Genomic DNA, 12,087 nt, shown 5'->3' with positions numbered 1-12,087 from the left:
GGCCCCCCCCCGCGCCGCGGGGGCGGGCCGGCCCGGGGGCGGCCCCCCCCCCCGGCCGGGCTGTCAGCGGTTCCGGAACTCCGGCGGGCGCTTCTCGGCGAAGGCCGCCATGCCCTCCTTCTGGTCCACCGTCGCGAACGTCGCGTGGAACAGCCGCCGTTCGAAGCGGACGCCCTCGGCGAGCGTCGTCTCGTACGAGCGGTTGACGCTCTCCTTGAGCATGATCGCGGCCGGGGCGGACATCTCCGCGATCGTCTCGGCGGTGGCCAGCGCCTCGGACAGCAGCTGGTCGGCGGGGACGATCCGGGAGACCAGCCCGGCCCGCTCGGCCTCCTCGGCGCCCATCATCCGACCGGTCAGGCACAGCTCCATGGCCTTCGCCTTGCCCACTGCCCGGGTCAGCCGCTGCGAGCCGCCGATGCCCGGGATGACGCCGAGCTTGATCTCCGGCTGCCCGAACTTCGCGGTGTCCGCCGCCAGCAGGACGTCGCACAGCATGGCCAACTCGCAGCCGCCGCCCAGCGCGTAGCCCGCGACGGCCGCGACGACGGGCTTGCGCAGGGCGCCGAAGCGGTCCCAGGCGGCGAACCAGTCGCCGAGGTAGGCGTCGACGAAGTCGAGCGACTGCATCTCCTTGATGTCGGCGCCGGCCGCGAAGGCCTTCTCCGAGCCGGTGACCACCAGGCAGCCGATCTCCTGGTCCCGGTCGAACTCCGTTGCCGCCGCGACGACTTCGTTCATCAGCCGGGTGTTGAGCGCGTTGAGCGCCTTGGGCCGGTCGAGCGTGATCAGCCCCACCCGGCCCTTGCGCTCGACCAGGATCGTCCCGTACGTCATGCGGCGCCCTCCCGGAGGGTGGTGATGATGGCGGAGAAGTCCAGCCCGGCGCCCTCGTCCTGGGCGAAGGCGGCGTACAACTCGGCGGCCCGTCGGCCCAGTTCGGCCGGGACGGCGGAGGCGGTGGCGGCGTCGGCGGCCAGTCCGAGGTCCTTGGCCATCAGGGTGGCCGCGAATCCGGCCGCGTAGTCGCGGTTGGCGGGGCTGGCCGGGACGGGGCCGGGGACGGGACAATTGGCTGTGAGCGCCCAGCACTGGCCGGAGGCGGTGGAGGCCACGTCGAACAGGGCCTGGTGGCTGAGCCCGAGGCTCTCCCCGAGGACGAAGGCCTCGCTGACCGCGATCATGGAGACGCCGAGGATCATGTTGTTGCAGATCTTCGCCGCCTGGCCGGCGCCGGACCCTCCGCAGTGGACGACCCGCCGGCCCATCGCCGCCAGCAGCGGCTCGGCGTCGGCGAAGTCGGCGGCGTCCGCGCCGACCATGAAGGTCAGGCCGGCCGCCTCGGCGCCGGCCACGCCGCCGGAGACCGGTGCGTCGACGGCCCGGTGCCCGGCGACCCGGGCGAGGTCGGCGGCCACCCGGGCGTCCCCGACCGCGATGGTGGAGCAGTCCACGAACAGCGCGCCGCTCGGCGCCGCCGCCGTCAACTCACCGTAGGCGTCCAGGACATGGCGTCCGGCCGGGAGCATGGTGACGACCGTCCCGGCCGCCGCCACCGCCTGCGCCGCCGAGGCGGCCACGGCGACGCCGTTCCCGGCGGCGCGCTCCCGGGCGTCCGGGGCCAGGTCGTAGCCGGTCACCCGGTGTCCGGCCTTGACGAGGTTGGCGGCCATCGGGCCGCCCATGTTGCCGAGTCCGATGAATCCGATCGTCTGGGTCACCAGCGCTCCAGGGGTGTGGTGGCGGCGAGGCCGAGTTCACGGTCGCCGAGCGGGGCGAAGTAGCGTTCCACGGCGGCGGGTTCGACGGCGCTCAGGGTCGCCGGGCTCCACCGCGGGGTGCGGTCCTTGTCGATCACCTGGGCCCGGATGCCCTCGGCGAGGTCCGGCGTGGCGAGCGCCGCGCAGGAGGTCCGGTACTCCTGGTCGAGGACGGCCTCCAGCGGGCCGAGTGCCCGGGCCCGGCGCAGGGCCGCGAGCGTCGCCTTCACGGCGGTCGGGGAGTTGGCGGCGATCCGGTCGGCGGCCTTCTTGGCCTCGGGTTCGCCGCTCTCCCGCAGCCGGTCGAGGATCTCCTCCACGGTGCCGGCCGCGTAGCAGTGGTCGATCCATCCGCGCTGCGCGTCCAGCACGCCGGCCGGCGCGGGCCCGACGTTCCGTTCCAGGGCGTCGTGGACGGGCAGTTCGGCCAGGTCGTCCAGCAGTGCGGGCAGCCGCTCGGCGGGCACGAAGTGGTCGGCGAGCCCGCACAGCAGCGCGTCCCCGGCGCCGACGGATCCCGCGGTCAGGGCGAGGTGGGTGCCCGACTCCCCCGGCGCGAGGGCGAGCAGGTAGGTGCCGCCGACGTCGGGGACGAAGCCGATGCCGGCCTCCGGCAGGGCGACCCGGGTGGTCTCCGTGACGATCCGGACGCTGCCGTGGGCGGAGACGCCGACGCCGCCGCCCATCACGATGCCGTTCATCACGGCGACGTAGGGCTTCGGGTAGCGGGCGATCCGGGCGTTGAGGCGGTACTCGTCGCGCCAGAACTCCTCGACGGCTCCCGGGTCGCCGCCGGTGGCGGCGCGGTGGATGGCCACGATGTCGCCGCCGGCGCAGAAGGCGCGCTCGCCGGCGCCGGTGATCACGACGGTCTCCACGTCGCCGTCCCGCTCCCACGCGTCCAGTGCGGCGGAGATCCTCCGCACCATGCCGTGGGTGAGGGCGTTCAGGGCCGCCGGGCGGTTGAGGACGATCAGACCCACCCGACCCTCGCGCTGGACGAGGACCTCATCCGTACTCATCACGCGGCCCCGGTCAGGCCGCGGGCGACGATGACGCGCATGATCTCGTTGGTCCCTTCCAGGATCTGGTGCACCCGCAGGTCGCGGACGATCTTCTCGATGCCGTACTCGGCCAGGTAGCCGTAGCCGCCATGGAGTTGGAGCGCCTGGTTGGCCACCTCGAAGCCGGTGTCGGTGGCGTGGCGCTTGGCCATCGCGCACAGCTCCGGCGCCCGGGGGTCGCCCCGGTCCAGGGCGGCGGCTGCCCGCCAGAGCAGCGAGCGGGCCGCCTCCAGCTCCGTGGCCATGTCGGCGAGCCGGAACCGCAGCGCCTGGGCGTGCAGCAGCGCGGCCCCGAACGCCTCCCGGTCGGCCAGGTGCCGGGTGGCCCGCTCCAGGGCGTCCTGCGCGCCGCCGACGGAGCAGGCGGCGATGCCGAGCCGGCCGCCGTTCAGTCCGTTCATGGCGATCCGGAAGCCCTCGCCCTCCCCGCCGAGCAGGCGGTCGGCGGGGAGCCGGACGCCGGCCAGCAGCACCTGCCGGGTCGGCTGGGCGTTCCAGCCCATCTTCTTCTCGTTCGCTCCGAAGGAGACGCCGGGGTCGTCCCGCTCCACCAGGAACGCGGAGACGCCCCGGGCCCCCGGGCCGCCGGTTCGGGCCATCACCACGTACACCTGCGAGGTGCCGGCGCCCGAGACGAACTGCTTGACGCCGTCCAGGACCCAGTGGTCCCCGTGCCGGCGGGCCCGGGTGGCCAGCGCGGCGGCGTCCGAGCCCGCGCCCGGCTCGGTGAGGCAGTAGCTGCCGAGCAGCTCCGTCGAGCAGAGCCCGGGCAGCAGCCGGGCGCGCTGGGCGGGACTGCCGTAGCGGTCGATCATCCAGGCGACCATGTTGTGGATCGACAGGTAGCCGGCGATGGACGGGCAGCCGGTCGCCAGCGCCTCGAAGACGAGCACGCCGTCCTGGCGGCCGAGCTCCGAGCCGCCCGCCTCCTCCCGCACGTAGACGCCGCCGAGGCCCAGGTCGGCGGCCTTGCGCAGGACGTCGATCGGGAAGTGCTTGGCCTGGTCCCACGCGACGGCGTGCGGGGCGAGGTGCTCGCGGGCGAAGTCCCGGGTGGTCGCGACGATGGCGAGCTGGTCGTCGGTCAGATGGGTGTGCACGGCGCGCCTCAGCCCATCGTCGGGATGGTGAAGCTCGCGCCCTCCTTGGCCCCGGAGGGCCAGCGCGAGGTGACGGTGCGGGTGCGGGTGTAGAAGCGGATCGAGTCCGGCCCGTGCTGGTTGAGGTCGCCGAACGCGGAGCGCTTCCAGCCGCCGAAGGTGTGGTAGGCGATCGGCACCGGGATCGGCACGTTGACCCCGACCATGCCGGTGTTCACCCGCCGGGCGAAGTCCCGGGCGGTGTCGCCGTCCCGGGTGTAGATGGCCACCCCGTTGCCGAACTCGTGCTCGCTGGGCAGCCGCAGCGCCTCCTCGGAGTCGGCGGCACGCACCACGGTGAGCACCGGCCCGAAGATCTCCTCCCGGTAGATCCGCATGCCGGGCGTGACCCGGTCGAACAGCGAGGCGCCGAGGAAGTAGCCGTCCTCGTGCCCCGCCAGCCGGAAGTCCCGTCCGTCGACGACGAGTTCGGCGCCCTCCTCGACCCCGAGGTCCAGGTAGCCGCGCACCCGCGCCAGCGCGTCGGCGCCGACCAGCGGTCCGAAGTCCGCCGCCGGGTCGTCCGAGCGCCCGACCTTGAGCGCGCCGATCCGCTCGACCAGCTTCGCCACCAGGGCGTCCGCCGTCGCCTCCCCCACCGGGACGGCCACCGAGATGGCCATGCAGCGCTCCCCGGCCGAGCCGTACCCGGCCCCGATCAGCGCGTCCGCCGCCTGGTCGAGGTCGGCGTCCGGCATCACGATCAGGTGGTTCTTGGCGCCGCCGAAGCACTGCGCCCGCTTCCCGTGCGCGGCGGCGGTGGCGTACACGTACTGGGCGATCGGCGTGGAGCCGACGAAGCCGAGCGCCTGGACGCGCGGGTCCTCCAGCAGGGTGTCCACGGCCTCCTTGTCGCCGTTGACGACGTTGAGCACGCCCGGCGGCAGCCCGGCCTCCAGGAACAGCTCGGCCAGCCGCAGCGGTACCGAGGGGTCGCGCTCCGAGGGCTTGAGCACGAAGGCGTTTCCGCAGGCCAGCGCGGGCGCGGCCTTCCAGAGCGGGATCATCGCCGGGAAGTTGAACGGCGTGATGCCCGCGACCACGCCGAGCGGCTGGCGCATCGAGTACACGTCGATGCCCGTCCCGGCGTTGTCGCTGAACTCGCCCTTCAGCAGGTGCGGGATGCCGGCGGCGAACTCCACGACCTCCAGGCCGCGTTGGATGTCGCCGTGGGCGTCGGCCACGGTCTTGCCGTGCTCGGCGGAGAGCAGCCGGGCCAGCTCGTCCTTCTCCTGCTCGACGAGCTGGAGGAACCGCAGCAGGACGCGGGCCCGCCGCTGCGGGTTCCAGGCGGCCCACGCGGGCTGGGCCTGCTCGGCGTCGGCGATCACCGCCTCGACCTCGGCGCGGCCCGCCAGGGGCACCCTGGCCTGCACCCGGCCGGTGTTGGGGTCGTACACGTCGCCGAAGCGGCCGGAGGTGCCGGCGGTGGGCTTGCCGGCGATGAAGTGGGTCAGTTCTCGGACCATCGGTTCCTACTCTCGACAGGGGTGGGGAGAGGAGGAATGGAGGCCGCCGCCGGTCGGCGGGCGCACGGTGGTGCGCCCCTCGGCACGGGCGTACGGCGGTGTGACGGTACGTCAGGACGCGGGCGCCCTGGCGGTCGTCGGCACGGGACAGCCAGGCGCGGTGGAACGGAAGCAGCCCGGAGTCATGTGTGTCGTCTCCATCCTCGTGGAAAACACGAACCACCCGCGGCCGGTATCCTGACTCCCGGATCACCGCACGCCCTCAGGCCTTCCCGGCTGGCTGCCAGTGGCCGTCATCTGCGAGGACGGACTCCCCGGTCACAGTGGCGGGACCGTGCCGGACTCACACCGGCTTCCCTGACACCGCGGACCTGCCGTCGACCATATAGTTGGACGTCCTAGTAAGTCCAGGGGTACGCGCCCGCGCCGCGCCGCCGGAGGGCCGCTCACCCCCGTCCACCTGCCCGGACACGCCGGGAGCCGGCCCCGAGGGACCGGCTCCGAGGGCCGACTCCGATGACCGCCGCTCAGCGGCCGGTGGTGACGACCATCCGGAAGCGGGCCCGGTTGGCCGCCATCTTCTCCACCGCCGCCGCGGTCCGCTCCAGCGGCACCTCCTCGACCCAGGCCCGCACCCCCGTCTGCGCCGCGAAGCGCAGCGTGTCCTGGGTGTCGACCGCGATGCCCGAGGAGTGCGCGTAGACCTTCCGGTCGCCCTGGATCAACTGCAGGGCGCTCAGCTCCAGCGGCTCCGCCGGGAGTCCGACCATGACGAGCTCGCCCCGGCGGGTGATCCCGTCGATCGTCGCCACCACGGCGGGCGCGTTGGTGACGGTGGACAGGACCACCTTCGCACCTCCCAACTGCCGCAGGGCCTCGGCGACATCGCCCGCGGTGCTGTCGATGTAGTGGGCGGCGCCGAGCCGGAGCGCGAGCGGCCCCTTCTCCTGGCCGCGGGCGATGGCGACGGTACGGAAGCCCATCTTCTCGGCGAACTGGACGCCCAGGTGGCCGAGTCCGCCGATCCCCAGGATGGCGACGGTGTCCCCGGGCCGTGCGGCGGAGCGGCGCAGGGCGTTGAAGACCGTCACCCCCGCGCAGGCCAGCGGCGCCGCCTCGACCGCGGTGAGCTCGTCCGGGACCGCCGCCAGGGCCACGGCCGGGACGACGACGGAGTCGGCGAACCCGCCCGGATAGGCGACGCCGGGGATCTCGACCCGTGCGCAGTGCAGGCCGTCGCCCGCCCGGCAGGCGTCGCAGTGCCCGCAGCTGCCGCCGTACCAGCCGACCGCGACCCGGTCGCCGACCCGCCAGCCCTCCACGCCCTCGCCGAGGGCGTCGACGCGGCCGGCGATCTCGTGCCCCGGGGTGATCGGGAAGGTGCTGCCGGGCAGCAGGCCGCCGGCGATGAGCAGGTCGGAGTGGCAGACCCCGCACGCCTCCACGGTGATCCGCACGGCCCCCGGGCCGGGTTCCCGCGAGGGGACCTCGACCAGTTCGGGGGCCACACCCGGTGCCGCGACCTGGACGGCGCGCAGCGGGGCGGCCGAGCCGCTGGGAGAGGTGGACATGAGCGATCCCTTCGCCGGGTGATTGTTCCCCCGGAGCCCCAGGTGACCGCACCGCTCGTCCTGTTCCGGGCGCGTCTCCCGACAGGAACTCGAAAGCTCTCGAAAGAACTCGGAAGTAAAAGGTGGAGATAGGAATCGAACCCATCTGAACGGCCCTGCAAGCCGCCGCCTAGCCACTCGGCCACTCCACCCCGACAACGATGGAAACATTACACACACATGAACACGGACCCTGACCAGAATTCCCCGGGAACGGCGATGTTTCACCCCATGGGGCTCTTAGTGCGTCTAGTGTTATTTCTTTCGACATGGCGCCGGTAGGGTCCGACGAGCCAGCGCGTAAAAGACCGGGTGCGCTAGCCTGTGCCGATATCTCCGACCCGATGGGATTTCACTGATGGCCGTTGAGGAATCACGGTTCACCCATACCGCGGAGCCGCTCTGCGGAACCGCCGCGAACCGGTGCCAGTACAAGAACCTGCCCCTGCGCGACCTTCCCCCACTCGGCGTCGTGCGCCGCGCCAGGATCGCCCGCGAGGGCCTGCGCGAGCGCCGCGCCGACGTTCCGGCGCCCGGCCGGCCCTCCCGGTTCGCCGAGGGGGACTGGGTCCGGGTGAAGGACGAGGCCGCGGTGCGCGCCACCCTCGACGACAAGGACCGCCACCGCGGCCTGTGGTTCACCGGCAGCCAATGGTCGTTCTGCGGCGGTGTCTACCAGGTCGAGCGCATCGTGCGCCGCATGATCGACGACCACTACCGGGTACGGCGCCTGTCGGGCACCGTCGCCCTGGCCGGCGCCACCTGCCACGGCGCCGACGGCGCCCAGGGCTGCGGGCTGGACTGCGCCCTGCTGTTCCGCGACGAATGGCTGGAGCCCGCGCCCGCGCCGGTCCCCGCCCCCCGTCCCGTCGCCCTGTGGGCGACCGTGCGCGGCCTCGCGGAGATCCGCGCGACCCTCGACCCCGACGGGCGCCTGCACGGCGTCCCCTTCCAGCCGGGGATGGAGCAGCACACCGGCACCCGTCACAGCGCCCTCGAACTGCGCCACCGGTCCCTCGCCTGGTGGCAACACCCCACCGGGGGGCGCTGGTTCATCCTCGACGGCCTGCGCTGCGGTGGCGAGCCGCTCGCCACCGGCTGCGACCGGCGGTGCGCCCTGCTCTGGCACGAGTCCTGGCTGCACCTGGAGCCGGCCGCCACCGCCCCCTGACCGACCGTCAGCGCAGCCAGCGGTCGCGCACCAGCTTCGCGGTCAGGTGCAGCGGCCCGTCCCGGTCGCCGACGTAACATCGGGGAAGCGCGAACTCCCCGCCGTGGACACCGGGGCTGACCGCGCACCCGTACCCGTACCCGGTGTGCGCCACCGCCTCCACGGCGGCGCCGTCGAGCGAACCGTACGGGTAGCAGAACCCCTCGACCGACCGGCCCGTGAGATCCTCCAGCACGTGGCGGCTGTCGGCGACCTGGGCCGCCAGATCCCGCGCCCCCAGGCCCGCCAGCCGCCGGTGCGTCAGCCCGTGCGAGCCGATCTCCACCCCCTCGGCGGCGGCCTCGCGGACCTGGGCCGCCGTCATCAGCGGCTTGCGCGGGCCCTGCTCGTCCCAGTCGTTGTACCCGCCGAGCCGGCCGGCCACCACGTAGACCGTCGCCGTGAAGTCGTACTCCGCCAGTGCGGGCAGGGCCTCCTCCACGAAGTCGCGGTATCCGTCGTCGAAGCTGAGCCCCACCTTTCCCGCGGCGGTTCCGTTCCGGTGGGAACGCATCAGCTCGCCCACCGACACCCCGCGCAGTCCGCGCGCGGACAGCCAGCGCAGCTGGCGGCGGAATCGCGCGGGGTCGACGGTGATCAGATAGGGATCCTCGGTCGCCGACGTCACCGAGTGGTACATCAACGTCCACGGGAGACGCGCCGCATCCAGGGCGAGCGCGCTTTCCGAACTATTGCGTGGTCGAACGAGTCGCATGTTCCGCTCCTGCCGTCCAGTGGCCCCGTCCGTTCAGGTGGCCCTCGGAGAAATTGCATTCTGGCAGCGTCGGGCCCGGCTTCCATTCGCGCCAGGCGACTCCGTACCATTTCACCCGGTTGCCGGAGCGGAATTCGGCGGGGCCCGCCCGGGCCGGGCCGGGGCGGCGGACGGTCAGCGGTGGTTGACGATGACGTAGATGCCCCAGCCGATCGCCGCGAGCACCAGCGCGAAGAGGAGTCCGGCCAGGGTGGAGCCGACCGGGCCGGCGGTGGGCCGGACGGCCGCCGCCTCGTCGGCCGGGCCGGACGGGTCCGATGGACTGGACGGACCGGACGGACCGGACGGGTTGAGCAGGCGCAGGCCGAGGGCGAACAGCGCGGGCAGGCCGGCACCGGTGACCAGGCCCACCACGACGATCTTCCACACCGCGTCCAGGTTGATCCAGGAGTTCACGACCTCACCTCGTCCTTGACGGGCTCGGGGGCCACCGAACCGGTCCAGGCGGCGTTGACGTTCTCCGGCGTCACGGCCGGGTAGCGGGAGGCGGCGAAGAAGGCGACCGACGCCAGCACCAGCACGATGAAGATCACCGCCACCCCGGTCGTCCCGCCGATCCCGTTCGCGGTCCAGTAGGCCACCGCGCCGACCCCCGCCGCGGCCGGCAGGGTGAGCAGCCAGGCCGCCACCATCCGGCGGGCGAGCTGCCAGCGCACCACGGCACCGCTCCGCCCGATCCCCGAGCCCAGGATCGACCCGGTGGCCACGTGGGTGGTGGAGAGCGAGTAGCCGAAGTCGGTGGAGCAGAGGATCACCGCGGCCGAGGCCGACTCGGCGGCCATCCCCTGCGGCGGCTCGATCTCCACCAGCCCCTTGCCCAGCGCGCGGATCACCCGCCAGCCGCCGATGTAGGTGCCCAGGGCGATCGCGAGCGCGCAGGAGACGATCACCCAGTCCGGCGCCTTCGCCCCGGCCTGCAGGGTGCCGTTGGCGATCAGGGCCAGGGTGATGGCGCCCATGGTCTTCTGCGCGTCGTTGGTGCCGTGGGCGAGCGACACCATGGAGGCCGAGCCGATCTGGCCGAGCCGGAACCCGCGCCCGCGCGGGCCCTCGGGCACGTCCCGGGTGAGGCGGTAGACCAGGAGGGTGCCGACCACCGCCACCCCGCCGGCGATGAACGGCGACAGCGCCGCGGGCACGATCACCTTGGAGACCAGCCCCTGCCACTTGACGGCCCCGACCCCGGCCGCCGCCACCGTCGCCCCGACCACCCCGCCGATCAGCGCGTGCGAGGAGCTGGAGGGGATCCCGAGGAACCAGGTGGCCAGGTTCCACAGGATGCTGCCGGTCAGGCCGGCGCACACCACCGTCAGGGTCACCTCCCCGCTGGCGACCAGGCCGTTGGCGATGGTCGCCGCCACGGCGGTCGACAGGAACGCGCCGACCAGGTTGAGCACCGCCGAGACGGCGACCGCGACCCGCGGCGGGAGGGCGCCGGTCACGATCGAGGTCGCCATCGCGTTGCCGGTGTCGTGGAAGCCGTTGGTGAAGTCGAAGCCCAGCGCCGTGACGACCATCAGCGCCAGGACCGCATCGTTGCCGGTCACGGACCCGAACCTAGCCCGCGTAGCGGGACACGCCCGGTTCGGCGACGACCCGGCGCGCCGCGCGGCGAAGGGCCGCCATCCGGTCGGATCAACATACGGTCGCGTCCCCTCGTCTGCCGGACGGACGGCTCCAGGAGCCCGATCGCGTCGACGGCCTCCCCACAACCCACTCCCCCGGCGGCAGCCCGTACGGATTCCCGACCTCCGAACGGCGGGCCGTCAGCCCGTGGCCGCCACCCGCCCGATCGGGTCGCATTCACCGGCAGCGCGGGACACCGACGGGTCGGGTACGGAAGGCTCAGGGCCTTCGAGCCCCAGGCACGCAGCACGGACACGGCCGGCCGGGGCGGCCCGAGACCGGATTGGTGGCATGACCGTTCAGGACATCCCGGACCCCCCGAGCACCGGGACCGCCCGGCGCGGCGAGTTCGCCGAACTGTACCGGCGCGTGGCGCAGGCCGGTCTGCTGCGTCGGCGCCCGCTGTACTACGCGTGCCGGAGCGCGGCACTGCTGGCCGCGCTGGCGGGGCTGCTGGCCGGGTTCACGGCGCTCGGCGCGAGCTGGTGGCAGCTCGGCCTGGCGCCGCTCTTCGCCCTCGTGCTGGGCCAGTTGGCGCTGCTCGGCCATGACGTCGCGCACCGCGCGGTGTTCGCCGACCGCCGGACGACCGACCTGGTGGGCATCGTGCTGGGGAACCTGGTGGTCGGCATGAGCTACGGCTGGTGGGTCGACGACCACAACCGGCACCACGCCCACCCGAACCGCGAGGGCCAGGACCCGGCCGCCGACTCCCTCCTCTTCGCCCGGACCGCCCAACAGGCCGATCGGACACGGGGGTTGCGGCGGTTCGTGGCACGACACCAGGCGGCACTGTTCTTCCCGCTGCTGTCCCTCCAGGCACTCGGCCTGCTCGTCGCCACCGGCCTGACCCTCACCCGCGGCACCGTCAGGCACCCGGCGCTGGAACGCACCCTCGCCGTACTGCACTACGCCGTCGCGGCGGCCCTGACCGTCCTCGTGCTCTCCCCGCTCCAGGCGCTCGCCTTCACCGCGCTGTTCGGGGCACTGTTCGGCGTCTACCTGGGCTGCATCTTCGCCCCCAACCACAAGGGCATGCCGATGACCGGCCCCGGCGCCGAGCGCACCGACTACCTCCGGCGGCAGGTGCTGCCCTCCCGCAACCTGCGGGCCGGCCGGTTCGTCCACTTCCTCTTCGGCGGCCTCGGCCTCCAGATCGAGCACCACCTCTTCCCGGCCATGCCGGTGGCGGCGCTGCGCCCGGCCTCGCGCATCGTGCGCGCCTACTGCGCGGAGATCGGCGTGCCGTACGCCGAGGCGGGTCCGACCGCCTGTTTCCGGGAGATCCTGCGGGACCTGCGCGCGGTCGGCCGGTCCGTCCCGGCCCGCCCGGAGGCCGCGGCCGCGGCGAAGAGCACGGCACCCGCGGAGGCCGCCCGGTGAGCGGGGTCCCGCCGACCACAACAGGACGGCGGCCAGGAGGCCGAAGTGGGC

General features: G+C 73.6%; 11 protein-coding genes, 1 tRNA gene and 1 riboswitch. Of the genes, 2 read left to right on the top strand and 10 right to left on the bottom strand.

Annotation, left to right across the window (positions count from 1 at the left end; translation table 11 throughout):
• Positions 1 to 63: 63 nt before the first annotated feature.
• The 7 genes from ACWDCZ_RS36000 to ACWDCZ_RS35970 all read right to left on the bottom strand — a co-directional run bounded on the left by ACWDCZ_RS36000 (position 64) and on the right by ACWDCZ_RS35970 (position 7,194).
• Positions 64 to 837, bottom strand: coding sequence for an enoyl-CoA hydratase (locus tag ACWDCZ_RS36000; RefSeq protein ID WP_449818079.1), 774 nt, complete (start codon positions 835 to 837; stop codon positions 64 to 66).
• The gene (gene mmsB / locus ACWDCZ_RS35995; RefSeq protein WP_049653554.1) at positions 834 to 1,721 is read right to left on the bottom strand and encodes a 3-hydroxyisobutyrate dehydrogenase; all 888 of its coding nucleotides are present in this window, start codon (positions 1,719 to 1,721) and stop codon (positions 834 to 836) included. Before mmsB ends, ACWDCZ_RS36000 begins: the two co-directional genes overlap by 4 nt.
• Positions 1,718 to 2,782 (bottom strand): enoyl-CoA hydratase/isomerase family protein, encoded by a 1,065-nt coding sequence (locus ACWDCZ_RS35990; RefSeq protein WP_449818078.1) that lies wholly within the window; start codon positions 2,780 to 2,782, stop codon positions 1,718 to 1,720. Before ACWDCZ_RS35990 ends, mmsB begins: the two co-directional genes overlap by 4 nt.
• Positions 2,782 to 3,924: an acyl-CoA dehydrogenase family protein gene (locus tag ACWDCZ_RS35985; protein ID WP_449818077.1), complete on the bottom strand. Its 1,143-nt coding sequence runs from the start codon at positions 3,922 to 3,924 to the stop codon at positions 2,782 to 2,784. The genes ACWDCZ_RS35990 and ACWDCZ_RS35985 overlap by 1 nt, the downstream gene beginning before the upstream one ends.
• Positions 3,925 to 3,932: 8 nt before the next feature.
• A complete protein-coding gene (locus ACWDCZ_RS35980) occupies positions 3,933 to 5,432 on the bottom strand; it encodes a CoA-acylating methylmalonate-semialdehyde dehydrogenase (RefSeq protein WP_449818076.1) in 1,500 nt (499 codons plus the stop codon).
• A 210-nt stretch (positions 5,433 to 5,642) separates the two neighbouring features.
• A riboswitch (cobalamin riboswitch) is annotated at positions 5,643 to 5,826 on the bottom strand.
• A gap of 133 nt (positions 5,827 to 5,959) precedes the next feature.
• The gene (locus tag ACWDCZ_RS35975; protein ID WP_449818075.1) at positions 5,960 to 7,003 is read right to left on the bottom strand and encodes an alcohol dehydrogenase catalytic domain-containing protein; all 1,044 of its coding nucleotides are present in this window, start codon (positions 7,001 to 7,003) and stop codon (positions 5,960 to 5,962) included.
• Between the two features lie 120 nt (positions 7,004 to 7,123).
• Positions 7,124 to 7,194, bottom strand: a tRNA-Cys gene (locus ACWDCZ_RS35970).
• A gap of 206 nt (positions 7,195 to 7,400) precedes the next feature.
• Between ACWDCZ_RS35970 and ACWDCZ_RS35965 the strand changes: the two genes are divergently transcribed.
• Complete coding sequence (locus ACWDCZ_RS35965) at positions 7,401 to 8,213, top strand: hypothetical protein (protein ID WP_449818074.1); 813 nt, start codon at positions 7,401 to 7,403, stop codon at positions 8,211 to 8,213.
• A gap of 7 nt (positions 8,214 to 8,220) precedes the next feature.
• Here ACWDCZ_RS35965 and ACWDCZ_RS35960 read toward each other — a convergent pair whose 3' ends face one another.
• From ACWDCZ_RS35960 to ACWDCZ_RS35950, 3 genes are all read right to left on the bottom strand, one after another.
• On the bottom strand, positions 8,221 to 8,880 hold the full coding sequence (locus ACWDCZ_RS35960; RefSeq protein ID WP_380776043.1) for a polysaccharide deacetylase family protein: 660 nt from the start codon (positions 8,878 to 8,880) through the stop codon (positions 8,221 to 8,223).
• Positions 8,881 to 9,141: 261 nt separating this feature from the next.
• On the bottom strand, positions 9,142 to 9,423 hold the full coding sequence (locus ACWDCZ_RS35955) for a hypothetical protein (RefSeq protein WP_449818073.1): 282 nt from the start codon (positions 9,421 to 9,423) through the stop codon (positions 9,142 to 9,144).
• Positions 9,420 to 10,574, bottom strand: coding sequence for an anion permease (locus tag ACWDCZ_RS35950; RefSeq protein ID WP_449818072.1), 1,155 nt, complete (start codon positions 10,572 to 10,574; stop codon positions 9,420 to 9,422). The genes ACWDCZ_RS35955 and ACWDCZ_RS35950 overlap by 4 nt, the downstream gene beginning before the upstream one ends.
• Before the next feature lie 370 nt (positions 10,575 to 10,944).
• Here ACWDCZ_RS35950 and ACWDCZ_RS35945 point away from each other — a divergent pair, with 370 nt between their 5' ends.
• The gene (locus ACWDCZ_RS35945) at positions 10,945 to 12,036 is read left to right on the top strand and encodes a fatty acid desaturase family protein (RefSeq protein WP_449818071.1); all 1,092 of its coding nucleotides are present in this window, start codon (positions 10,945 to 10,947) and stop codon (positions 12,034 to 12,036) included.
• The last annotated feature ends 51 nt before the right edge of the window (positions 12,037 to 12,087 follow it).

It is taken from the genome of Kitasatospora sp. NPDC001225 (assembly GCF_053597855.1).
This window is presented reverse-complemented; position numbering and strand designations above follow the sequence as displayed.

Coding starts and splice junctions, on each gene's coding strand:
- ACWDCZ_RS36000 (WP_449818079.1), bottom strand. CDS start 837: ATGACGTACGGGACGATCCTGGTCGAGCGCAAGGGCCGGGTGGGGCTG.
- ACWDCZ_RS35990 (WP_449818078.1), bottom strand. CDS start 2,782: ATGAGTACGGATGAGGTCCTCGTCCAGCGCGAGGGTCGGGTGGGTCTG.
- ACWDCZ_RS35980 (WP_449818076.1), bottom strand. CDS start 5,432: ATGGTCCGAGAACTGACCCACTTCATCGCCGGCAAGCCCACCGCCGGC.
- ACWDCZ_RS35975 (WP_449818075.1), bottom strand. CDS start 7,003: ATGTCCACCTCTCCCAGCGGCTCGGCCGCCCCGCTGCGCGCCGTCCAG.
- ACWDCZ_RS35965 (WP_449818074.1), top strand. CDS start 7,401: ATGGCCGTTGAGGAATCACGGTTCACCCATACCGCGGAGCCGCTCTGC.
- ACWDCZ_RS35945 (WP_449818071.1), top strand. CDS start 10,945: ATGACCGTTCAGGACATCCCGGACCCCCCGAGCACCGGGACCGCCCGG.